The sequence below is a fragment of the Clostridium hominis genome (assembly GCF_014287825.1).
Lineage (GTDB): Bacteria > Bacillota > Clostridia > Clostridiales > Clostridiaceae > Clostridium > Clostridium hominis.
In genome coordinates this window covers 193,083-217,387 of sequence record NZ_JACOOO010000001.1, presented here as the reverse complement: position 1 = coordinate 217,387, position 24,305 = coordinate 193,083, and the positions used below count along the sequence as shown (strand labels likewise).

The following is a 24,305-nucleotide window of genomic DNA, read 5'->3' as shown; positions in this document are numbered from 1 at the left end:
AGCTAAACCTCACCTTCTTCAACAATATCTTTGTATACAGATATTATCTTATCTGCAATAATATCTGGACTATACCTTTTAAAGCAATCTTCTCTTAACTTTTCTGGAACAAATTTTTCTTTATTAATAGTTATGTCTTTCATAGCACGAGCTAAACTATCAATATCATCAATATCTACTATATACCCATTGTCATGAGTTATTATATCCTCTGCTCCTCCATTAAAAGTTCCAATAACAGGGGTTCCACTTGCTAATGCTTCTATATACACCACTCCAAAAGTTTCATATCTAGATGGTAATACAAAAACATCTACCTTTCTCATCCACTTCGATACATCTTCTCTTGCTAATGCCCCTAAAAATGTTACCTTATCACTAATACCCTCTTCAAAAGCTAATGATTCTAACCATTTCCTCTGGCTACCATCTCCACCTATAACTAATTCATAGTTATCCATATTTTTAAATGCTTTACTGAAGCTTTTTATTAATGTATCAAAACCTTTTTCTCCTTCAAGAAAAGCTAAAGAAAAAAATCTAAACTTATTATCTACCTTTTTGTCTTTTAGCGGAAATTTTGAGAAATGAATTAGATTTCCAATTACTTTAATGTCATCACGGTTAGTTAATTTTTTCAGTTCCTTTTTCAATCCATTACCTACAACTATTAATTTTTTTGCGGTGTTATAAGAATCAACAATACTTGGAATATAGCTTTCTCTTATATAAGGACCTCTTTCAACAGAGGAATGTTCTGTTATAACTAAAGGAACATTAAACTTTTTCGACAAATACGCAGCACTAATACCACCCCACAATGATGATTGTGCATGAATTATATCAATTTTACCTTCTTTTTTTTCAATCTCTTTAAACAATTTTTCCATTCTTTTATTGAACACTTTAAACATTAATGGACTTTTAGGAATAAAATTATAATTCTTATATCTGTACGTTCTTAAGTTATCCTCTATATTAAAATATAATCCACTTTTTTCTTTAACCTTATTTATTAATGTAAGTGGCCATATCTCATTATAAGCTACTGTTATTTTAACCCCTTTATTTTGTAGTGCCAATGCCTGTTCTTTAAAAAAACTGCCATGAACTTTATTTCTTTCATTTGCATACCAAGAAGGTATAAACATTATATGCATATTGTCTACCCCCTTAATATTTTATTTAATCTTTCTGAAATATTTGCCCACTCATATTCTTTTAATGGTTTCGTTAATTTATTTTCCTTAACCAACCCAATAATTTTATTTATACCTTCTATAATTTCATCTTTGTTATTATTTACAACTATACATTTATCATTATTTAACACTACATCTTTTATAGGATCATTTTCGTCTCCTAGTATTACAAATATCCTACCTTCTGCTCCAAAATAATCGTAAATCTTTGCTGGTATTTGTTTAGAGTTCTTATTTCCAAATAAAAGTAACACCTCACTATTTAACATATAAGATAAAGCTTCTTTATAAGGAATTCTCGGTGACACATTTACATTTTCTACAGATTTTAATTTACTCTCTACAGATTTATTATCTATATTACCAAAAAATAAAATATTAATACTGTTAAATAATTCCATATCTTTTTCTTTAATTTCATTTACAGCCTCTATAAATGGATTTACATCTCTTAATTTACTAAAAATTTCACCAGCATAAACAAAATTTACTTTAAAATTATCTATTTTCTCTGGAATTCCTAAAGCTTTAATATCTCTATAAGAATTACTATCATACCCTCTAGTAAGTATGTAAGTTTTTTCTATTGGTATATTATATGTTTTAACATAATCATCCCTATTAGCTTTAGTTACAAAAATAAATCTATCTGAAAGCTCAACTACTTTCTTTTCCCAACTTCCTTCAATACTCTTTCGTATACTTCCAATACCTTCTCTTGTAGAATCTTTAAGCCAAGGATCACTCCAATATGTAACCCATTGAATATCTTTAAATTTTTCTTTTATCTTTAAAGCACATATATGACTTGATGGTGGCTCATGCATTGAAAAAATAGCATCATAATTATTTTTCTTAACTAATTCAATCCCATACTTAGATGCTTTTCTAGCCCAATTTAAATACATATCAGGTATTGCTACTATATTTTTTGCTCTTTTTATAGTATTTTTTATGAAATTACTATCTTTTTTAGCATTTTCATCTTCTATTTTTTTAAGAGACTTTTTAGGCATTATCTTTTCAAAAATCTTACCTCCAGATATAATATGAAGTTTAACTTTTTCATCTAACATCTTTAAAATATATTCATCATAATAAATTGAGTTTTCTGGAAAGTTAACTGTTAATAAATCAACTTCATTATCTTTAGCTAAGTTATTCAAATATTGTAACGTTTCTATAGAAGCAGAGTTATTTATTAAAGGAGAATAACAAGCAATAAATAATATCTTCATACTCTATCTAACCTCTTTTCTTACAAACTTATTAAGTACCATATCTAATATTTCTTTTAACTCTTTAACCCTTAGCACAATACATCCTGTAAAGAAGACTATACTTCCAATAGCACCATCTATAAGTAAGACTATAAAAGGATTACTTATACCTAAGAAATTATTAACTATCTTCACTATAAATATCATAATAAATGCAGATAAAGTAATCTTAGATAAACTTTTTAACATATTACTTAAATCAATGTTTCCTATAACCTTCTTAGTGGAATAGAATAGTAAAATTGCAGTTACAGCTGATGCTATAGACGAAGCTATTGCAACACCTAACAAACCAATCTTTCTTGATAATGTAATACTTAAAGTTATATTAACTACAACTCCTATAATTCCATTTATAGTAGTTATCTTTGTTTTTTGCATAGAGAATAGTGATGAATTTAGTATATCTCGCACTCCCAAAAATGGAATTTGCATTGAATATCCTAAAAGAGCTATAGATGTTAATGTAATGGCACTAGCCCCAAACTGATTTCTTCCATAAAAGGCTGTTACTATTTCTTTATTTAATAGTATTATGGCAAAAGCAATAGGAATTAGTAATAAAGAAATTATAACTATTGATTTACATAAATATGCAAGAAACCCTTCATTATCTCCCTCATTTAATTTATTGCTCATAACAGGGTATAATACTGATACTATAGATGTAGTTATAGCAGTATTTATAAATATAATTATCTTTTGAGCATAATCTAATGCTGACATAGACCCCACATCTAAAGTAGAAGATATATTTAAGTCAACTATCATATTTAAAGAATTAGCTCCAGCTCCAATAATTACTGGCACAACTAATATCAATACTCTTCTTATCCTCTCATCTTTTAAATTTATATGAGGAATAATTCTATAGCCTTCCTTGTAAAGTGCTGGAATTTGAACTACTACACGTAAGAAATTTCCTATTACATTGGCTATAGTTAACCCTAATATACTTATGTCCTTAAATAGAACTAAATAAATTATCATAGGTAAGTTTAAGAATAATCCTAAAATTGAAGGTAATATAAACTTTTCGCAAACCTGAAGCATAGAAAGAAAACAAACATTTACCGATAAAAATAATAAGTTAATTAAACTAATCCTTGTTAATGTAATCGCTAAACTCATTCTTTCTTCGTCAAAGCCTGTCGCTACAACCCTAACTAAATCTTTTGTAAATATAAGTCCAAATACTAATAGCAATACTGAAATAGCTGAGAGAATGCTTATTATATTATTAGAGAACTTAAACATTTCCTCCTTACCTTTTTCGTATTTAACTTTACTTATCATCGGTATAAATACAGTAGATATTGCTAGACCTATAATAGTAAATAGATTATCAGGAATTGAAACAGCTGCTTTATAAGCATCAGTATATACTCCTGCTCCAAAATTAGAAGCAACTAAAATATCTCTAACCATCCCTAAAACTCTACTAAGCAAAGTAACAATCATTACAACAAAAGTAGCTTTAAAAATTTTATTTCCTTTCATTAGTTGCTCCTCTATCTTTCACAACAAGCCATAAAAACTTTGGAATACTTCCAAGCCTTTTAATTCTAAAAGGTTCTTTTATAACCCTATATGCCCATTCCATACCTATATTAATCATCCAGCTTGGAGCTCTTTTTACTTTGTCACCTATTACATCAAAACTTCCACCTACACCCATAAAAATTTTCACAGGAAGGTCATTCATATACTTAACTATAAATTTTTCTTGTCTTGGGCATCCCATAGCAACAAATAACGCTAAAGGCTTTTTATCCTTTATATCATTTATTATTTCATCTGCATTTTCAATTTCAAAAAATCCATTTCTAGCACCAACTATATTTAGCCTTGGGTATTCTATTAAAAGTTTATCTACACAAGCATCTAAACTCTCTTGCGAAGCACCTAAAAGATAAACTCCCTCTTCATTTTCTTCACATCTTTTAATTATTTCCTTCATTAATTCTATTCCAGCAATTTTTTCTTTTACTGGCGTTTTTAAGATCTTACCTGAAATCTGAGTTCCTACTCCATCTGGAATAATAAGTGCTTCATCCGACTTAAAATTTTCTAATATCTTTTTGTTTTTAAGTCCAGTATATAAAACCTCTGGATTTCCTGATATAATATGGACTTTATTATAAACAAACACCTTATCTAGACATTCTTTTTTACTTCCTGCAAAGACCTTATACCCTAAAATATCTATATATCCCTCTCTGTTTTCTATCATATAGCATTCCTCTTTAAATTACTTATTTTTTTATAACTTCCTCTATTTGTTTTACTATTTCATCTTCTGGATTAAGTTTCTTAGCTATTTCTAAATGTATCTTAGCATTCTCCTCATCACCTATATTTAAGTAACACATTATAATATTAGTGCAAATTTCTACATCTCTAGATGCTTCAAAAGCCTTTTTAAACAAATCAATAGCTTTTTGATATTCTCCAATACAAGCATAGTTAAGTCCAAGCTCTACTACTACCTCAAGAATACCACTTTCTCTTCTTATACTTTCTTCCAAATAATATATAGCCTTATCATAATTTTCTAACTTTCTAAAGGCCATCCCTAAGTAATAGTAAAGTAATGGATTCTCCTCAAAATCATTAGCTAATCTTAATAGTATCTCTATTGATTTTGTTGGATTATTTTCTAATAAAGCTATTGCTTTCTCATAATCAGCAATATTATTAATGTCATCATTTAAAACTTGTATTTCTGCAGTTTCTTTTCCACCTTTATTAAAATACTCATTTAACGCTACTCTTGCAGCTTCAAACTCACCTTTTTCCTTTAATATCATAGCTTTATATAAGTAGCTTTCTGGAATCTTCAACAATCTTTCTTCTGCATATTCTATATCACCCATAAGAATTTCACTAAAAGCACTATCTTTTTCTCTTATAGCTTCACCTACTAATAAAAGCTTTTTATAAACATCTAAATCTTTTGAATATCTATAGTAACCTTTTAATAAAAGATATCCATTTAAAAGTTCATCCTTTTCTATAGCTTTACTTATTAAAGATTTTATACAATTCTCTGTATCTTTTATATAATCTAATATAAGCTCATAATCCTCATTGAACCTTAAATTCTCATCGCAACCTATAGCTGTAAACATCCCTTCTATAAAACAGTATATAGGAATATTTTTTAATTTTATTTCATTTTGTATATTTGAACTTATATATTTTGAATCTATTGGCATATATAATTCTTTATTTCTTAATGTTACATATTCAGGTATACCTATATTTTCTTTAAAACCCTTAATATTCATCTCTAAAAATAAAAGCTTACCTAATTTTTCTTTAATCATTGCATTATAATCCATGTATTACACTCCTCTAGTAGATTATTTCTTTTATCATAATACATTATTCCTATAAAACTTTCAAATAAAACCAATAAATATGATAAAAAGCTACCAGTTTCCCAGTAGCTTTAATTATTACACTAATTTAGTTGTAATATCTCAGTTTAAAATATAAACCATTAATTAAACTAACTTTTCATTAACTATTGTCATAACACGTTCTTTAAAACTTGCTATTTTCTCAGCAGAATCTTCTAATCCTGTTCCTTTAATAGCTAGATATATTTTCATCTTTGGCTCAGTACCTGAAGGTCTTACAACAAACCATGAACCATTATCTAATATAAACTTAAGAACATTAGACTTCGGTAAGTTAATTTCTTTCTCTGTATTATTAACTAAATCTTCTTCTTTGCTTAGTCTGTAATCTAACTTAGTATTAACCTTAACTCCATCAACATCAGTTAAGCTTGAGTTTCTTAATGAATCTATACATTGCGCTATTTTTTCTTGACCTTCTTTACCTTTTAGTTCTATAGATATTAAGTCTTCTTTAAAGAATCCAAATTCTTTATAAAGGTCAATTAATGCATCATAAAGACTCATTCCTTTTTCTTTATAATAAAGAGTCATTTCTGCAATTAGCATAGAAGCTATTACAGCATCTTTATCTCTTACAAATTCACCTGCTAAATAACCATAGCTTTCTTCAAATCCAAATAGATATTTTCTATCTCCCGCTTCACCAAACTCTCTTATTTTTTCACCTATATATTTAAATCCAGTTAAAACATCCATAACTTCAATGTTATATGCTTTAGCTATTTCTTTTACACCTTCTGAAGTAACAATAGTTTTAACTATAACCCCATTTTCAGGTAATCTATTCTCTTCTTTTAGAGCTGATAAAATATAGTTACTTAATAATAGTCCTGTTTGGTTACCAGTTAACACTTGATATTCACCATTGCTATCTTTAACAACTACACCAATTCTATCTGCATCTGGGTCTGTTCCAAATATTATATCTGGATTAGATTCTTTAGCCATTTCTAAAGCTAATCTAAACACCTTTGGATCTTCTGGATTCGGATATGGCGCTGTTGGAAAGTTTCCATCTGGCATCTCTTGCTCTTTAACAACTTCAACATTTTCATATCCAAGTTCTTTTAAAACTCTTCTTACAGGCATATTTCCACTACCATGTATTGGAGTGTATATAACTTTTAAATCCTTCGCTTTAGTAGCTACTAAATCTTTTCTTATTGTTAATGATTTAACTTCTTCTATATAAGCCTTATCAACTTCTTCTCCTATATATACTAAAAGCCCTTTATTTATTGCTTCATCTTTTGATACTAATTTAATTTGATTAAAATCTGAAACATTGTTTACTTCATTAATTATTATGTTAGCCTTCTCATCAGTTACTTGTCCACCGAATTCATCATAAACTTTATATCCATTATAAATCTTCGGATTGTGAGAAGCAGTTATAACTATTCCACCCTTACACTCTAAATGTCTAACTGTATATGAAAGCATTGGTGTAGGTCTTAAACTTTCAAATAAATATACCTTTATATTATTAGCACAAAGTGTTAATGCTGCAGATTCAGCAAATTCCTTTGACATATTTCTTGAATCATAAGCTATAGCTATTGATGGGTTCTCAAATGAATTATTTAAATAATTAGCAAACCCTTGTGTAGCTTTAGAAACTGTATGAACATTCATTCTGTTAGTACCGGCTCCTATAACCCCTCTTAATCCGCCAGTACCAAAGTCTAAATCTTTATAAAATCTATCTTCAATTTCTTTTTCATCTGTAACACTTCTTAATTCTTCTTTAATTTCTTCATTTATGTCTTTTGAGTTTAACCATAAATTATATTTTTCTTTGTATGCCATACCTATCCCTCCTAAACGTTATCTCGTATATTATATAACATTTTGGGAAATTTTTAAAGAAAAAGTATGAGCTTAATACTAATTATTACTATTAAGCTCATACTACTAATTTTATTCTGCTTCTTCTTGTGCTAAATCCATATCATCTGATACAGTCTTTCTTTCATAGCTTACAGCTGCTATTACAGAATTCAAATCATCTAATATAGATATTTCTGATGCAACTTCCAAATCTCCAAGTTTATATACAGCTCCAACTGTTCCAGATCCAACATTTAAATTTATATATTTAGGTAGAGAATCTACAGAACATTCGATCTTTACACTATCTTTTTCCTTTTGTAATACTGAACCTCTACGATTTATATATTCTTCTCCTATATAATGTATTGGTACAGATGAAATAATTTTATCCTTACCTTTTAACTCTTCTAAATCTAAATGTATAATTTTATTAGTAGCAGGATCTCTTTGCACCTCTTTAATTAAAGCTTTATGATTTTCTCCATTTAAAAGAACATCAATTATTCCATGCTCACCAGTTGATGCTATTTCGTGAACTAATTCTAAGTCTCCTACTTCAAACATAAAATTATTTATAGCTTTTCCATATAGTACTCCAGGAATATTCCCACTTTTTCTAGCCTTCTTAGCACTATTGGGTACATTTTTATCTCTCATTTTTAATTCTAAATTTGACAAAATAATTCCTCCTATCGATAAAACTCTCTTGAATATTCTTAACAAAAAAACTATCTTTTATTCATTTCCTTTAGCTTTATCCAATAAAACAATATATTTCTATAAAATTACCTTCCAAATTTGAGTTTTAAATTTTTCGCAGAGATTTTTACCTTATTTTTACAAATAAATTTCACAATACGAAATTATTTATATGTATCTATAGCTAAAATTTTTAAATATAATCTCTATAAATATGCTTTTTTATCTTTTTTTATCATTTTCTCATGTAACAACTCGTTTTTTTCGTACTATATTATAATTAGGGTTTCAATTTATGAAATATTTTTTATAGACAAAAAAATTTTTTATGATAGAATTAACTCGTTAAATAATTTTTTGTGAAAGGGGGACAATATTATAGAACAATATTTTATAATAAAACTTAAAAGCGCCAGAACTTAAGTGTGACAAGCCTTACTAATAAATAAAAGCTTTGGTAATAAAAATTAGTAAGCTCAAAAAATCGTAGATTTGGATTTTTTTAAACTGCTCAGCTTATGCCGAGTGATGTAGGCGAACTGAATCTAAGATTTTTCATATAAAGTCTCAGTATAAAACTGAGTAAGTTCGCCTATCCAAATTAAAATTTGGAGGCTCACTTAAGTTGACGAGGATGGGGAGTATCGAATTCTTCGGCGGGTGCCCCACGGTATCGCACTACCGTTAACAGTTAGTAAATCTACAAAGTGATTTGTAGGACAACACTAACTTGGTGTTAAAACCACCTATTGGTTTTGGAACTATAGGGATAGTATACCCTTTTTTCAAAACAATAGTCATAACTTAATTATAATAAGGAATAGGAAGGAAGATTAAATTTATGTGCGGAATAGTTGGATATGTAGGAAATAGACAAGCATCTTCTATATTAGTAGAAGGATTATCAAAATTAGAATATAGAGGTTATGACTCTGCAGGTATTGCAGTATTAAATAACAACGAAATTGAAGTTAGAAAATTTAAAGGTCGTCTTCAAAACCTTGCAAATAGCTTAAATGAAAAACCTATAAACGGTAATATTGGAATTGGGCATACAAGATGGGCTACTCACGGCGAGCCATCAGATGTTAACTCTCACCCACATTCTAATGCTAATGTAACTTTAAGTGTTGTTCATAATGGGATAATAGAAAATTATATAAAATTAAGAGAATGGTTAACTTCTAAAGGATATACTTTTTTCTCAGAAACTGATACAGAAGTAATACCAAACCTAATAGATTTTTATTATGAAGGTGATTTATTTGATGCTGTAGTAAAAGCAACTTCAAAATTAGAAGGAAGCTTTGCTATAGGTGTTGTAAATAAAAACGAACCTGATAAGCTTATAGCCGTAAGAAAAGATAGTCCACTAATAGTTGGATTAGGTAATGATGAGTTCTTTATAGCATCTGATATCCCAGCAGTTTTAAACTACACTAGAAATATTTATCTTTTAGAAGATAAAGAATTTGTTATATTAACAAAAGATGGTGTAGAACTTAGAACTGAAGAAGGCGAAAAAATTGAAAAAGAAATTTATCATGTCACTTGGAATGTAGATGCAGCAGAAAAAGGTGGATATGAAGACTTTATGTTAAAAGAAATCCACGAGCAACCAAAAGCTGTTAAAGATACATTACTAGGTAAAATAGCCTTAAATAAAGAAATAACTCTTGATAATATAACCTTCACTAAAGAAGAGCTTGAAAACTTTGATAAAATATATATAGTAGCTTGTGGTACTGCCTATCATGCAGGTGTAGTTGGTAAAACAGTTATCGAAAAACTAGCTAAAATTCCTGTTGAAGTTGATATAGCTTCAGAATTTAGATATAGAGACCCTATGATTACAGATAAAACTTTAATAATTGTAGTTTCTCAATCTGGTGAAACCGCTGATACACTAGCAGTATTAAGAGATGGTAAAAAGCAAGGAGCTAGAATATTAGCAATAACTAATGTTGTTGGATCATCTGTTTCAAGAGAGGCTGATGACGTATTCTATACTTTAGCCGGTCCTGAGATCGCAGTTGCTTCAACAAAAGCATATGTTACTCAATTAGCAGCTTTCTATATTCTTGGATTATACTTTGCATCTTTAAAGAATACTTTATGTATTGAAGAAATCGAAACTATTAAATCAGAATTGTTACAAATTCCAGATAAAATAGAAAGAGCTCTTAATATGAAAGATTCATTACAAAAATTCGCATCATCTCATTATAATCACAAAGATATGTACTTCTTAGGTAGAGGGCTTGATTATGCCGTTGCAATGGAAGGTTCATTAAAGCTAAAAGAAATATCTTATATTCATTGTGATGCATACGCTGCTGGTGAATTAAAGCATGGTCCTATTGCTCTAATAGAAAAAGATACTGCTGTTATTACTCTTTTAACACAAGAATACTTAAAGGATAAAATGATTAGTAATGTTAGAGAAGTATCAACAAGAGGCGGTAATATATTTGCTGTTGTTAATGAAGGTGATACTATAGCTAGAGAAGTTTGTGATGATTTAGTTTATATTCCAAAAACTATTGATTTATTGACTCCACTTGTAAGTGTAATTCCACTTCAACTTATCTCTTACTATATAGCTAAACAAAAGGGTTGTGACGTTGATAAACCAAGAAACTTAGCTAAATCTGTAACAGTTGAGTAGTATTGTGGGGGTATTAAAATGCAAGAAGAAGTATTGAGACTTTTAAACCAATATAAAGAGACTGAAACTATAATGACACAATATATTAATCTATTAAATGAGAAAGATTATGCTCAAGGTAAAATAGATTTAATAAAAACAATAATTGCTGATTTAGAAAATTTATTAAAAGTATCTAATTAGATAAAAAGAGTTAGGGAAATAATTCCCTAACTCTTTTAAATTTGTATCTATTTAATTACAGTTGATAAAAACTTTCTTAGCTCTAGATCTAAAGAATTCTCTTTTAAGTACACTAGTCTATAATTTATTTCGTCATCTTCTTTATTTAAAGAATAGTAGCTTACAGCGGCTTTTACTCTAATATCATCTGATACATTAGTAAAGTCTATAATTCCCTTTTCGCCCTTTAATATTAAATTAGCTTCTAATTTTCCATCATAAAGTGCTAAAATCTTAAAAAATATAAGATCGTCTTCTATATATTTTCCTCTTAAGTTAACTCTGTTAATTACAGTATCATAAGCATATTCTAAATTGTTCTCAAGTAAATATTTTTTAAAATATAATTCTAATAATCTATCTACCTTTGTACTATTTTTAATTTGAGATAAGAAGTTTAAAACTCTAATTATCTCATCTTCTCTTAATGGTTTCATAATGTATATTATTGAATCAATTATCTTTTGTCTTTCAATATCCTTTGCAGCAAGTTTACAAAGCAAGTTAATTGCTTTAAAGCTTACTTCCGATGGCATTACAGATATCTTTAGCAACTCATCAACACCATATTCACCAAACCCATATATAATAGTTAACACTGCATTTTCAACTATTTTACCCCATTGACCTAACTCTTCATACTTCATCTTCATTCTTTGAGGCTTAGATACTCTTCCCTTTAAATAATCTTTAAGGAGTTCAACATTCTTCACCCCAATAGCTCTTGTAGCCTCATTAACTGTTTCCTGTACTGATTCGAAATCTCTATAATTTTCTATTACCTTTAGAATTTCTTCAGTAATTATATAATCTAATCTTTCAGGTGATATCTCTTCAAAAGTTTGTTCAACTTCTTTTGAGCTTATCTCCTCAAAGCTTTCTTCTATTTTAAAATTATATTGAACGCTTTCTTCTTTTCTTATTTCGTAATCATCTATATAATTATCATCATCATTTATGTATTCTACATCTTCTTCATCATCTACATTTCTATGATTTTTATTCTTAAAAAAATCAAATATCCCCATTTATTTTCCTCCTATATCATTTTCACTCATAACAAAAACCCCATTTTTAACTAATATTTCTGCTGTAATCCCTCTCCCTTTTATTTTCTTTCCTGTAAATGTGCCATCATAAACATAATTCACACCACAAGACGGACTACCATCTTTTAATATAGCACCTTCTATATTAAGCTTCTTAGCAATTTCTTCAACTTCATTTGCACCTTTTACAAACTCTTCTGTAACATCCCTTCCATCTTTAGTAAATATTTTGCCTTCTCTTTTTAATATATCCTCAGCTTTTTGGATCATTTCGCTTGGAATTCTAGGTGTAGGCAATCCCCCTAATTGTTCAGGACAAATAAGTATTGCTTTACCACTTTTAAATAGATCATCGCAATATTTAGAATAATTATTACCGCCATTATATTTACAATTTACTCCACACAAACAAGCACTAATTAAATACATATACTATCCCTCCAATATACTACAATTATAGCATACTCTAATTCTCTTTTAAATTACATAATAACTAATTTTAAGATAAAAATTGGAGTAAAGATATAAGAAAATCTTTACCCCAATATATGCCTACTTTAATTCAACTATAGTTACGCCATCTCCACCTTCACCATATACACCTAATCTATATGATTTAACATGTGGATGTCTTTTCAACATATCATTTATAGCTTTTCTAAGAACTCCTGTACCCTTCCCATGAACTACAGTAACTTCGCCTAGATTAGCCATATATGCTTCATCTAAATACTTATCAGTTCTATAACATGCCTCTTCTGCATCCATTCCTCTTAAGTCAATTCTACTTTCAACAGATTTCAAATTCAATTTTAATTCTCTCTTCTTTTTCTCTTTTTTTGCAGGAGTAACTTCAACTTTTCTTAAATCTTTTAATTTAACATTTATTTTCATTATACCAGCTTCAACTTGAACTTCACCTTTATTATCAGGCATTGAAATTACTATAACACGTTGATTTAAAGATGGTAAGAATGCTTCCATTCCAAGTGTAACTTTTTTTAAAGGTTCTCCATTATTTTCTCTTACTTTAACCATTGCAGCTTCTTTTTCTTCAAGACTTTCTTTAAGTTTTCGTCTTTCTGCCTCAAGCCTATTTCTTCCGCCTTCTGCAATTCCCATTTTCTCAAGCTCTCTCATAGCCTTAACTATTTCATCAGCTTCATCTTTTGCTTTGCTTATTATCTCTTTAGCTTCTCTTCTCGCTTCGTCGTAAGCCTTATCTCTGACCTTATCTAACTTCTGAAGTTTTTCTTCATATTTCTTTTTAAGATCTTCTGCTTCTTCTTTTATTCGTTTTGCTTCCCTAGCATCTTTATTAGCAATTATACTCTTTTCTTGTAAATCTCTAATAAGATCTTCAAATTGAAGATTTTCTTTTGACATATAATCCTTAGCTTTTACTATAACATCTTCACCTAATCCAAGTCTTTTAGAAATCTCAAATGCATTTGACTTTCCTGGAATACCAATTAATAATCTATAAGTCGGCTTTAAAGTCTCTACATCAAATTCTACAGAAGAATTTTCTACACCTACAGTTCTAAGGGCATATCCTTTTAATTCACTATAATGAGTTGTAGCAATTAATCTAGCCCCTCTATTTTTTAGTGTTTCAATTACCGCTACTGCTAAAGCAGCCCCTTCTGTTGGATCAGTTCCTGAACCTAATTCATCAAATAAAACTAATGAATCTTTATCAGCTTCTTCTAAAATTGATACTATATTAGTCATATGTGATGAGAATGTTGATAAAGACTGTTCTATACTTTGCTCATCACCAATATCTGCAAAGATTTCATTAAAGAATGCAACTGCTGATCCGTCTCTTGCTGGTATTAATAATCCACTTAATGCCATAAGATGTAAAAGTCCCACTGTTTTTAAAGTTACTGTTTTACCACCTGTATTAGGCCCAGTTATCATAAGAGTTGTAAACTCTTCTCCTAAATATATATCTGATGGAACTACCACCTTAGGATCTATAAGTGGATGCTTTCCTCCAATTATATCAAAACTTCTATCATCTCTTACTGCTGGGATTACAGCATTCAATTTCGATGCATATTTTCCCTTTGCGAAGATAAAATCTAACTCAGTTAAGATTTTGTAATTATTCTTTGCTTCTTCAAAGTTTTCATATACTTTTGCAGAAAGCTCAGATAATATTCTTTCTATTTCAGCTTTTTCTTTAAGCATTAGCTCTTTTATTTCATTATTTAAATTAACTAAACTCATTGGTTCTATAAAAAGAGTAGCCCCAGTAGAACTTTGATCATGTACTAACCCTGGTACAGCTCCTTTGTATTCAGCTTTAACAGGTATTACATATCTATCTCCTCTCATAGTATATAGAGAATCTTGTAGATATTTTGAATTTGATCTAACTATAGAATTAATCTTTTCTCTTACTGAAGAGTTTTTTTCTTTTAAACTTCTTCGTATTCCATATAAAGTTCCACTAGCTTTATCACTTATTTCTTCTTCTGAAACTATAGCATTTTCAATATCACTTTCTAACTTTTTAAGAGGTGTAAGAACGAACGCTAAGTCTTCTAAATGTTTATAAGATACCTCATCATCTTTTCTTTCAATATACTCCTTAAAACGTCTAGAACATCTAAGCATGCCACCAACTCTTAAAAGTTGACCTGCCGTTAATACCCCACCTTTTCCAGCTCTTTCTAGAGCTTCTCTTGTATCAAATAGCCCCTCAAAAGGTGGAGCACCTTTTCTTATAAGAATATCTAAAGCTTCATTACTCTCTTCAAGCTTATTCTTTACTTCGTAAATAGACTTATAAGGTGTAAGTTGCTCTACTAATCTTTTACCACTTTCTGTTATTGCATATGTTTTTAATTTATCTTTAACTTTATTAAATTCTAGTACTCTTAGAGTTTTTTCCTTCATAACTCTCTCCTTATTTACCTACAAAATTTACTTATCTTATCATTATATTCCTTTCTACTCCAAGCACTTATGACTATAGAAAGTATCGCAAAAATAACTGCAACTATACTTATAATATTTTCATACCTATTTCCTGCACCAGTAAACGTAGATATTAATATTAAAAACACTCCAATCATTAATGCTATTAAAATTATATTTTTCTTCCAAAAACTTTTTAATACTGTTGTAGCTTTGATTTTATTATTTCTATCAAGGCTCTTAAACCAATCTTTACTTATTAACTTATTAGAATCTATCATTTCATATATACTGAAGATACATCCTATAACAAGCGCTAATATAGCAATTATTTTCATAAATTAATCCTCTTACTCTATTCCTCTTCTAAATTGTCCCTTTGTATAATCTTTACTATCGAATTTTAATTTGTTTTTATAAATATTATATATATTCTTTACTTCTTCATAGCTTTCATCTCTAAAATCAAACCTTAAAGATGTTACTCCAAATTCTTTTATAGAATCTATTTCGTCAAATAAATTTAAAGGAACTGGATTTAATATATAACTTCTACAATAAAGATCAGTCATAACTCTTAATCTTTCATTTACTCTATCAATAAGTGTAAATCTATCTTTTGCACAGGCAATGTTGCATTTCTTTTCAGAATCCTTCCCACCAAAAGTACTTCCTATTGGACAATACTCACTTATCATTAACTCTGGCTTACCATAAACTATCATTGCCATATTTCCTTTTGCTTTTTTAGCTAAAGCTTTTATTTCTCCTCTATTAAGCTCTAGACTTAAAGTTGGTAATGACATATCTTTTTGATAGAACTTTAAGCTTTCTGAATTCATAATATTAAGCTTATAATCGCCAATTATATATAATTGGTCTTTAAATACGTTAACTATACCTACATTAGAACTAACTATCCCCTTTATATAAGGTTTGACTTTATTTATAGTCTCACATATAGAGCTAAACTCTTCTTTAACTATTGTAGATGTCTTTATATAAAATCTTATATTATCTCCATACTTTTGACTTAACTCTATTAAATCCTTTGATCTTAAAGCTCCTAACTCTCTACTAAATAAATCAAAAGCTATATCTTTAGCTCCGCACTCTATTAAAGCATCTGCCTGTTCTCTTGTGATACAACTAAATATTTCTTCTATATTTTCCTTATTTATTACACTATCTTTGTGATTTTCTTTTGCTGGCCTTCTTCTTCTATAACTTTTACTTATAGCTTTAGCTATAGATTCTAAGGCATCTCTTCTTAAGTTATTTAAATCTGATACTCTTAAAAATCCATCTTCAAAACTTTCAAAATTTACTTTATCAAACTTAAATGGAACATCTCCTGACTTTTTAAGAGCCTCTTCTATTCTCTCTTTATCTAAAGGTCTTTTCTCAGCTTTTTGAACTACTTCACCTAAGAATTTGTAATCTTTCCCTTTATAAGTAACCTCTAAAGAGAACGGTTTATCAACTTCAAAATTCACTTTAGCTTCTAATGGTATCTTTTTATAAAATGGCTTTAAATATCCTTCTAATTCATCAAACAATTCTTTATTTAAGCTCTTGAATAATTCATCACCTTTTTTATAATCTATTGGAAATACCTTTACTTTATCTCCTCTTTTACCTTCTTTAACTTCTTTTCCATTTAAAAGTATTTTACTTAATGTAAATCCTTTATCCCTATATCTAACACCATCACCTAATTTAATGTCTTCTTTTAATATAACCTCTCCATTATTATCTACTTTGCCTAGTGGAACTCCAGCATTCTTTGGAGAATTGTAACTCATCATATCCTTACCCGTATCTTTTTGTAAGAATGCTTTTGTAAATCCACTTCTATTAAACAATTGTAAAAGCTGTCTCTTTCCAGCCTGACTATCATATTTTGAATTAAACAAAGCCTTATCTACAGCTTTCCTATAGTTATCGACTACCCCGGCTACGTATTCAGCCCTTTTCATTCTACCTTCAATTTTTAATGAATATGTTCCTGTATTTATAACTTCATTAACATCTTCAATTGTACACATGTCCTTAGGACTTAATAGGTACCCTCTTTTTTCACCAGTCTTCTCACCTTTTAATGTATATTCCATTCTACATGGTTGAGCACACCTACCTCTATTACCGCTTCTTCCGCCGATTATAGAGCTCATTAAACATTGTCCAGAATAGCTTATACATAATGCTCCATGTACAAACATTTCTGTTTCAATTGCTAAATCCTTAGATATATATCTAATTTCATCTAAGCTTAACTCCCTTGATAAAACAATTCTATGGAATCCTTTATCTTTAAAATATAATGCTGCCTCACCATTATGAACTGTTAATTGGGTAGATGCATGTAACTCAAAATCTTTAAATTCTTCTCTTATTCTCTTTAACAATCCAACATCCTGTATAATTAATGCATCAACACCTATTTCATATAGAAATCCTACATATTTTACCGCTTCTTCGATTTCATTTTCTTTAAGAATAGTATTTAAAGTTACATATACTTTTATATTATAACTATGTGCATAATCTATAGCTTTTATCATATTATCATTATCAAAATTTGATGCATATGCTCTTGCTGAAAACTTATTTCCTCCAAGATATATTGCATCAGCACCTTTGTTTATTGCTGCATAAAGACTTTCCATACTGCCAGCTGGTGCTAAAACTTCTACTTTATTCATAAGACTCTCTCCTATATAATCTAAATTTACTCTTTTGTTTATTTTGTACTTATTTTGTTATATCATAAATACATTTACTTTTCCATCTTAAACTTAATTAAACACTAAAAGAAAAGCCTATCCGCAATAGGACAGGCTCTTATCTTAGTAGTGGGTTTTTAATTTTTTTCTCTATTGCAAGGCTAAAATTAGCATCATTTAATTTTTTTTCTAAATCCAATAATTTATACCTTGAATTTTGTAGCTTAAACTTTAATTCTTTATTATTCTTTTTAAGAACATCTTTTTCATTTTCAATGCTATTTATTCTACTCTTTAGTCTTTTAACTTCGTCACTATTATACTTGCATTCTTCTATTTCTTTTTCTTTTAATATTATTGAATCTTTTAAATAAGTTTCACTTTTTTGTAACTCTTCATTTTTCAAGTTAAGTAAATTAACCTTTTGCTCTTTTTCATCTAAAGCTTTCTTTAACTCTTCTACCTCTTTATCAAAAGACTCTGTTAAGTTTTCTTTTTCATGATTAAAATTTTGTTTTAACTCTTCTTTTTGTATAGCAAAATTATTTTGTAGTTCTTCCTTTTCAGCTTGTAGCTTTTGTTTTGTTTCTTCTAATTCTTTATGCAAAGTATCTATTGTACTATAAAGATTATCAACATCTTTAATTTTGTCTTCCATAGAGCAAATAATATTTTTTAAATTATCTACCTCATTGTTTTTTATCTTATTATACTCTTCAGACTCTACTTTGACTTCTTTAAGCCTTTCTTTTAAAGCAACGCACTTTTCCTCTAAAGAATTTTTTCTTTTTACTAAATCTTCATTATCTAATTCACATTTAAAATATTCATCAGCTATATTTAATGCAGATAATACAGCAACAGCTGTGGTACTTAACTTACTATTATTGGCAGATATCTCTCTAAACTTACCATCAACATATTCTGCTACTGCTAATAAATATTTTTCATTTTCTTTTCCTTTTAAATTATATTCCACACCATTTATCTTAACCGTTACCGTGTTCATTTTGCACCCCTCGTTTACTATAATTATTTATATTATACCATATTAAGCTTTAAATAACTATACTTTCCTTAGTTAATGCCACAGTTTAGGGGATTATTTGATAAATTTTATTAAGCTTGTTATACTTTCATTGAGGTGTTTATATTGAACTATAATTATTTATTGAAAAATTGTACTCTTTGTATAAGAAACTGTAAAATAGATAGACTTAATGGGCAAGTAGGAGTCTGTAATTCTACAGACACTTTAAAAATAGCAAGAGCTAAACTTCATCATTGGGAAGAGCCTTGCATTTCTGGATCTAATGGATCTGGTACAGTTTTTTTCTCTAACTGCAACTTAAAATGCGTTTTTTGTCAAAATCATTCAATATCTCAAGAAGGAAATGGACTTGAAATTTCTATAAACAGATTATCAGAAATATTTTTAGAGCTTCAATCTCAAGGCGCTCACAATATCAACTTAGTTACACCAACTCATTATGTTCCACAAATAATTGAGGCTCTTAAAATTTCTAAAAGTAATGGGCTTACAATACCTATACTTTATAATACTAATTCATTTGATTCTCCAGAAACAATAAAGTTACTAAATGGTTATATAGATGTGTATCTGCCTGATTTTAAATACTTTGATGATAAATATTCAATTGCTTACTCAAAGGCTCCAGGCTATAGCAAGAATGTATTAGAAGTTATAAAAGAAATGGTTTCTCAAGTAGGTGAACCTCAATTTAAAGACGGCATAATTCAAAAAGGCGTTATAGTAAGACATTTATTATTACCAGGACTTCTTTTTGACTCCAAAAAAGTTATAGATAATCTTTATAACAACTTTGGTGATAATATCTATATATCCTTTATGAATCAATATACCCCTTTATATAACGCTAAAAATTATCCAGAAATAAATAAACCAATTAATCCTAAAATTTACGATTCACTTATAAATTACGCAGTAAATATAGGCGTTAAAAATGGATTTATTCAAGAAGAAGGAACTAACTCAGAAAACTATGTTCCTAGCTTTAAAAATGAAGGAGTAAAATCTATAGACAGTTAACAATTAAAATTTAATGGTTTATAATTAATGAAAAAAGTCAGCAAAGGCTGACTTTTTTTAATTTCTAATTCTTAATTATGGGTTAAACTATTCCCATTTTGCTAATAACCCCATCTAATAAAGCTTTCTTCTTTTGATTTAAGTATTCTCCATAATACTTTTCCTCTTCTCCAAATAATAATGATTCTATAATCTTACTATCAATTTCTTTTAAAATAATCATGTTTATATCTCTTCTATATGTCTTTTCTAAAGTAGAGAATATTTTATTATACTCCTCTATCCCTCTTGTCTTTTTATACTTTCTTATTAAAGAATCAAGACTTGTATCATACTTTTTAATCTTGTAAATTATGCTTTCAATAGTTTTACTTTTATTTTTTAAGAAGTACTTCTCATAATCTAATTTTATTGCTAGCAATCTATTTATAGAATATTCTTTATCAGAAACTTCAAAAGTTACTTTATCTTCTTCAAAAAGTTTAGTAATGATATAACTCATTATTTTATCATTATCGCTCCACTTTTCGATTATCTCTTCTTTTCCACCAACTATCTCTATAGCTTTTTTAAGTTGTCCAACTTTTTCTTCTAATGCTTTGTTATTTATGCTGCTCATTGTCTACTCCTTAATGTCTTAACTTATATAAAAAGCTATTAATTACATACCTAATAGCTTTTCTTTTATATTTTACATATATTCATATATAATTACAAGTTGCTATTTATTATCACTAATTGGAATTATAACTATCACAATATCTATGAATCAAAAATACAATATTATATATCTATTTTTTAACAAAGGAGATGGCAGTTTTGTTAGATTTACATCCAATTTCTTATGAAGATAAAAACTTGATAGATTCTTATTCAAAATCTATAACTACACTATCATATGAGTACTCTTTTAACTCATTATATTTATGGAAAGACCTTTGTCAAACTAATGTAGGTATAATTTACGATACTTTAGTAGTTCAAAAATACGATGAAGATAACGGTTTTTTCTTTATGATGCCTTATTCAGATAATACTGAGTCGTTATATAAAACTTTAGATTATTTAAAATGTAACTACGTAAACTTTAAATATTTATTAGGTGATATAGATAACAACTATCTTAATTTATTAAAAAAACGTTACCCCATAGAAGTTCTAGAAAACAAAAACTCTTCTGAATATATTTATCTTACTACTGATTTAATTAGTCTTAAAGGAAAAAAATATCATAAAAAAAGAAATCATTATAATAATTTTATTAATTCATATAACTTTTCTTCTTCTCCTATAAATAGTGAAAAAATAATAACTGATTGCTTAATACTTCTATCTAACTGGGAAAATAAAAAATGTATATGCTCAAAGGAACTATTAATCGAACCATCTGCTATAAAAAACATTTTATATTCTCTTAATGATTTATCGCTAAATTCTATAGCTGTATATGTTGATGATGTCTTAGCTGGTTTTTCTATAGGTGAAGTTTTTAATGATTCAGCTATAATTCATATAGAAAAATGCAATACAGACTATCGTGGAATTTATGCATTTATAAATAATGAATTTTTAAAATCATCTTTTAAAGATACTAAATATGTTAATAGAGAAGAAGACTGCGGACATGAAGGTCTACAAAAATCAAAAGAATCTTATCACCCATATAAAATTCTAAATAAATATTTTGTAAAAATAAAGTAGTAATTCACTTTTGAATTACTACTTTATTTTTAAGTTAAGAAAACTAATTTTCGTGATATTAAATAAGTAAGTTCCACTAACTAAATCGGAGATTTAGAGTGTCAGTTATCTTAACACAGCTCCTAGTTTGTGTTCTAGTGCTTTTAGGATTTTATCGTGAACTTTAGATATATCTTTATCTTCTAAAGTTTTCTTTTCATCTCTATAAGCTATAGCATAAGCTATTGATTTTTTACCTTCTGGTATTTGTGCTCCCTTATAGATATCAAATAATTGTACTTTTTCTACTAAGTTTCCACCAGCTCTTCTTATACAGTCTTCTATGTCAGCAACTAATATAGAGTCATCGCATAAAAGTGCAATATCTCTTGTTACAGCTGGGAACTTTGGTAATGGTTTATATGATTTAACTGTAGTAGCTGCTTGGAATAGTAAATCTAAGTCTAATTCTGCTACATAACAATCTACATCTATTCCATAGTTTTCAGTTACATCTGGATGAACTTCCCCAAATACTCCTGCTTTCTTATTTCTAACCATTAATGCTGCAGTTTTTCCTGGATGGTAACTTGGATTTTCACTTTCACGTGCATATTTAGCTTTATCTACACCTAATCCTTCAATTACATTTTCCACTATTCCTTTAAGATCAAGGTAATCGCAATCACCATAGATACCTATAGTTAAGATATTTTTCTCTGTTGGCAACTCAGTTTCTACTTCATTGGGAATATATACTCTTCCTATTTCAAATAATCTAACATAATCATTGTTTCTAGAATAGTTTCTAGATAAACACTCCATTATTGATGGTAATGTAGTAGTTCTCATTACACTATAATCCTCACCTAATGGATTCTTTATTTTAACAACATTTCTAAGTTCGCTATCTTCTGGTATATTAACTTTATCAAACACCTTAGGTGATACAAATGAATAACTGATAGATTGATTAACGCCGCTTCCAATCATTATATCTACAACTTTATCTGATAATAATTCATTTTTGTATTTAGGTTCTCTTTCAGTAGATACCTTAAATACTGTTGTAGGAATCTTATCATATCCATAAATTCTAGCAACTTCTTCAGCTATATCTTCTTTTATAGCTATATCTATTCTAAATGTAGGTATAGTTATATCTAACATTTCACCTTTAATCTCCGCTTTTAAATCTAAAGAGTCTAAAGCTTCTTTCATTTCTTCTTTAGATATATCTGTTCCTAAGAATTTATTAATCCAAGCTGAATCTACAGTTATAGAGCCTTCTTCTTTAACTTGATTATAAACATCTATAGTTCCTTCCATAACTTCTCCACATGCTAATTCACAAACAAGTGCACAAGCTCTATCTATAGCAAGCTTAGCTAAGTTAGGGTCTATATCTTTATCAAATCTTGAAGAACTTTCTGATCTTAAATTTAACTTTTTAGAGCTAACTCTTATATTAGTTCCTTCAAAGTTTGCTGATTCAAATATAACTTCTGTTGTATCATCTTGAATTTCTGAGTTTAATCCACCCATTATTCCAGCTAATGCAACTGATTTTTCACCATCCTTAATCATTAAGAAATCTGAAGTTAGCTCTCTTTCTACTTCATCTAAAGTAGTGAATTTTTCTCCATCTTTAGCTTTTTCAACAACAATTTTTCCACTTTCTATTTGTCTAGCATCAAAAGCATGCATTGGTTGCCCAATCTCTAACATAACAAAGTTAGTTATATCAACTATATTGTTAATAGGTCTAACCCCAGCTTCTAAAAGTCTTTCTTGCATCCAACCTGGTGATGGCATTACTTTTACATTTTTAACACCTCTAGCCATATATCTTCTACATAAATCATCTCTTACTTCTACTTTTAATTCATCATTAATATTAGCTGATGATTTTACTTCAAAGTTCATATTTGGCATTTTATAAGAAGTTCTTAAAGTCGCTGCCGTTTCCCTAGCCATACCAACTATACTTAAACAATCAGGTCTATTAGAAGTTATTTCAAAATCTAATATAGCTTTGTTTAAACCTAAGTATTCTTTTATATCCATCCCAAGAGGTGCATCTTGTGGTAATATCATTAATCCATGAACTGGTTCATCTCCAGCAATTCCTAGTTCTTCTTCAGAACAGAACATACCATTAGATACTACGCCTCTCATCTTACCTTTTTTAATTTCACTTCCATCAGCTAAAATTGATTTATGAAGAGCAACTGGAACTACATCTTCTTCTTTCATATTAGTAGCTGCAGTAACTATTTGAATTTCTTCTTCAGCTCCAATATTTACTTGACATACATTTAATCTATCAGCATCTGGATGTTTTTCTATTTTAGTAATCTTTCCTGTAACAATATTTTTTATATTGTCACCTTGTATAATAACCTCTTCTACAGCTGAACCTGAAAGAGTTAATTTATCACCTAATGTAACTGCATCTACATTTACTTCTGCATAATCTTTTAACCAATTATATGGTACTTTCATCTCACTTTACC

19 protein-coding genes are annotated in these 24,305 nt (G+C 28.5%); 4 read left to right on the top strand and 15 right to left on the bottom strand.

What is annotated here, in order from left to right:
* Nucleotides 1-2: 2 nt before the first annotated feature.
* The 7 genes from H8S20_RS01055 to H8S20_RS01025 all read right to left on the bottom strand — a co-directional run bounded on the left by H8S20_RS01055 (nt 3) and on the right by H8S20_RS01025 (nt 8,421).
* Nucleotides 3-1,160, bottom strand: a complete 1,158-nt coding sequence (locus tag H8S20_RS01055; protein WP_186859065.1) for a glycosyltransferase — start codon at nt 1,158-1,160, stop codon at nt 3-5.
* A 5-nt stretch (nt 1,161-1,165) separates the two neighbouring features.
* Nucleotides 1,166-2,440, bottom strand: a complete 1,275-nt coding sequence (locus H8S20_RS01050) for a glycosyltransferase (protein WP_186859064.1) — start codon at nt 2,438-2,440, stop codon at nt 1,166-1,168.
* 3 nt (nt 2,441-2,443) lie between these two features.
* Nucleotides 2,444-3,982, bottom strand: a complete 1,539-nt coding sequence (murJ, locus tag H8S20_RS01045; RefSeq protein WP_186859063.1) for a murein biosynthesis integral membrane protein MurJ — start codon at nt 3,980-3,982, stop codon at nt 2,444-2,446.
* The gene (locus H8S20_RS01040) at nt 3,969-4,715 is read right to left on the bottom strand and encodes a WecB/TagA/CpsF family glycosyltransferase (protein ID WP_032118966.1); all 747 of its coding nucleotides are present in this window, start codon (nt 4,713-4,715) and stop codon (nt 3,969-3,971) included. The genes murJ and H8S20_RS01040 overlap by 14 nt, the downstream gene beginning before the upstream one ends.
* A gap of 22 nt (nt 4,716-4,737) precedes the next feature.
* Complete coding sequence (locus tag H8S20_RS01035) at nt 4,738-5,826, bottom strand: tetratricopeptide repeat protein (protein ID WP_032118967.1); 1,089 nt, start codon at nt 5,824-5,826, stop codon at nt 4,738-4,740.
* 165 nt (nt 5,827-5,991) lie between these two features.
* The gene (locus tag H8S20_RS01030) at nt 5,992-7,719 is read right to left on the bottom strand and encodes a phospho-sugar mutase (RefSeq protein ID WP_186859062.1); all 1,728 of its coding nucleotides are present in this window, start codon (nt 7,717-7,719) and stop codon (nt 5,992-5,994) included.
* Between the two features lie 111 nt (nt 7,720-7,830).
* Entirely contained in the window at nt 7,831-8,421 is a 591-nt protein-coding gene (locus H8S20_RS01025) for a 50S ribosomal protein L25 (RefSeq protein WP_051986907.1), read from the bottom strand.
* Nucleotides 8,422-9,283: 862 nt separating this feature from the next.
* Between H8S20_RS01025 and glmS the strand changes: the two genes are divergently transcribed.
* Both glmS and H8S20_RS01015 read left to right on the top strand, forming a co-directional pair.
* Nucleotides 9,284-11,110, top strand: coding sequence for a glutamine--fructose-6-phosphate transaminase (isomerizing) (glmS, locus tag H8S20_RS01020; protein WP_032118969.1), 1,827 nt, complete (start codon nt 9,284-9,286; stop codon nt 11,108-11,110).
* An 18-nt stretch (nt 11,111-11,128) separates the two neighbouring features.
* The gene (locus H8S20_RS01015; RefSeq protein ID WP_186859061.1) at nt 11,129-11,293 is read left to right on the top strand and encodes a hypothetical protein; all 165 of its coding nucleotides are present in this window, start codon (nt 11,129-11,131) and stop codon (nt 11,291-11,293) included.
* Nucleotides 11,294-11,340: 47 nt separating this feature from the next.
* Here the strand turns inward: H8S20_RS01015 and H8S20_RS01010 are convergent, their stop codons facing one another.
* From H8S20_RS01010 to H8S20_RS00985, 6 genes are all read right to left on the bottom strand, one after another.
* Nucleotides 11,341-12,360 (bottom strand): hypothetical protein, encoded by a 1,020-nt coding sequence (locus H8S20_RS01010; protein ID WP_186859060.1) that lies wholly within the window; start codon nt 12,358-12,360, stop codon nt 11,341-11,343.
* Nucleotides 12,361-12,810: a 2-thiouracil desulfurase family protein gene (locus H8S20_RS01005; RefSeq protein ID WP_186859059.1), complete on the bottom strand. Its 450-nt coding sequence runs from the start codon at nt 12,808-12,810 to the stop codon at nt 12,361-12,363.
* A gap of 123 nt (nt 12,811-12,933) precedes the next feature.
* Complete coding sequence (locus H8S20_RS01000; RefSeq protein ID WP_032118972.1) at nt 12,934-15,291, bottom strand: endonuclease MutS2; 2,358 nt, start codon at nt 15,289-15,291, stop codon at nt 12,934-12,936.
* A 14-nt stretch (nt 15,292-15,305) separates the two neighbouring features.
* Nucleotides 15,306-15,650, bottom strand: coding sequence for a hypothetical protein (locus H8S20_RS00995; RefSeq protein WP_032118973.1), 345 nt, complete (start codon nt 15,648-15,650; stop codon nt 15,306-15,308).
* A gap of 12 nt (nt 15,651-15,662) precedes the next feature.
* Entirely contained in the window at nt 15,663-18,017 is a 2,355-nt protein-coding gene (locus tag H8S20_RS00990; RefSeq protein ID WP_186859058.1) for a U32 family peptidase, read from the bottom strand.
* Between the two features lie 139 nt (nt 18,018-18,156).
* Nucleotides 18,157-19,047: a cell division protein ZapA gene (locus H8S20_RS00985; RefSeq protein ID WP_186859057.1), complete on the bottom strand. Its 891-nt coding sequence runs from the start codon at nt 19,045-19,047 to the stop codon at nt 18,157-18,159.
* Nucleotides 19,048-19,191: 144 nt separating this feature from the next.
* Here H8S20_RS00985 and H8S20_RS00980 point away from each other — a divergent pair, with 144 nt between their 5' ends.
* A complete protein-coding gene (locus tag H8S20_RS00980) occupies nt 19,192-20,109 on the top strand; it encodes a radical SAM protein (protein ID WP_186859056.1) in 918 nt (305 codons plus the stop codon).
* Between the two features lie 82 nt (nt 20,110-20,191).
* Here the strand turns inward: H8S20_RS00980 and H8S20_RS00975 are convergent, their stop codons facing one another.
* Nucleotides 20,192-20,728 (bottom strand): hypothetical protein, encoded by a 537-nt coding sequence (locus H8S20_RS00975; protein ID WP_032118977.1) that lies wholly within the window; start codon nt 20,726-20,728, stop codon nt 20,192-20,194.
* Nucleotides 20,729-20,928: 200 nt separating this feature from the next.
* On the opposite strand from H8S20_RS00975, the gene H8S20_RS00970 reads away from it, so the two are divergent.
* Nucleotides 20,929-21,810: a DUF2156 domain-containing protein gene (locus tag H8S20_RS00970; RefSeq protein ID WP_051986908.1), complete on the top strand. Its 882-nt coding sequence runs from the start codon at nt 20,929-20,931 to the stop codon at nt 21,808-21,810.
* 105 nt (nt 21,811-21,915) lie between these two features.
* On the opposite strand, the gene pheT is transcribed toward H8S20_RS00970, so the two are convergent.
* The gene (gene pheT / locus H8S20_RS00965; protein WP_032118979.1) at nt 21,916-24,294 is read right to left on the bottom strand and encodes a phenylalanine--tRNA ligase subunit beta; all 2,379 of its coding nucleotides are present in this window, start codon (nt 24,292-24,294) and stop codon (nt 21,916-21,918) included.
* Nucleotides 24,295-24,305: the final 11 nt, after the last annotated feature.

Excerpts from the sequence above, each read along its gene's own strand:
- H8S20_RS01055 (WP_186859065.1), bottom strand. The coding sequence starts at position 1,160 with ATGCATATAATGTTTATACCTTCTTGGTATGCAAATGAAAGAAATAAA.
- H8S20_RS01050 (WP_186859064.1), bottom strand. The coding sequence starts at position 2,440 with ATGAAGATATTATTTATTGCTTGTTATTCTCCTTTAATAAATAACTCT.
- murJ (WP_186859063.1), bottom strand. The coding sequence starts at position 3,982 with ATGAAAGGAAATAAAATTTTTAAAGCTACTTTTGTTGTAATGATTGTT.
- H8S20_RS01040 (WP_032118966.1), bottom strand. The coding sequence starts at position 4,715 with ATGATAGAAAACAGAGAGGGATATATAGATATTTTAGGGTATAAGGTC.
- H8S20_RS01035 (WP_032118967.1), bottom strand. The coding sequence starts at position 5,826 with ATGGATTATAATGCAATGATTAAAGAAAAATTAGGTAAGCTTTTATTT.
- H8S20_RS01030 (WP_186859062.1), bottom strand. The coding sequence starts at position 7,719 with ATGGCATACAAAGAAAAATATAATTTATGGTTAAACTCAAAAGACATA.
- glmS (WP_032118969.1), top strand. The coding sequence starts at position 9,284 with ATGTGCGGAATAGTTGGATATGTAGGAAATAGACAAGCATCTTCTATA.
- H8S20_RS01015 (WP_186859061.1), top strand. The coding sequence starts at position 11,129 with ATGCAAGAAGAAGTATTGAGACTTTTAAACCAATATAAAGAGACTGAA.
- H8S20_RS01010 (WP_186859060.1), bottom strand. The coding sequence starts at position 12,360 with ATGGGGATATTTGATTTTTTTAAGAATAAAAATCATAGAAATGTAGAT.
- H8S20_RS01005 (WP_186859059.1), bottom strand. The coding sequence starts at position 12,810 with ATGTATTTAATTAGTGCTTGTTTGTGTGGAGTAAATTGTAAATATAAT.
- H8S20_RS01000 (WP_032118972.1), bottom strand. The coding sequence starts at position 15,291 with ATGAAGGAAAAAACTCTAAGAGTACTAGAATTTAATAAAGTTAAAGAT.
- H8S20_RS00995 (WP_032118973.1), bottom strand. The coding sequence starts at position 15,650 with ATGAAAATAATTGCTATATTAGCGCTTGTTATAGGATGTATCTTCAGT.
- H8S20_RS00990 (WP_186859058.1), bottom strand. The coding sequence starts at position 18,017 with ATGAATAAAGTAGAAGTTTTAGCACCAGCTGGCAGTATGGAAAGTCTT.
- H8S20_RS00985 (WP_186859057.1), bottom strand. The coding sequence starts at position 19,047 with ATGAACACGGTAACGGTTAAGATAAATGGTGTGGAATATAATTTAAAA.
- H8S20_RS00975 (WP_032118977.1), bottom strand. The coding sequence starts at position 20,728 with ATGAGCAGCATAAATAACAAAGCATTAGAAGAAAAAGTTGGACAACTT.
- pheT (WP_032118979.1), bottom strand. The coding sequence starts at position 24,294 with ATGAAAGTACCATATAATTGGTTAAAAGATTATGCAGAAGTAAATGTA.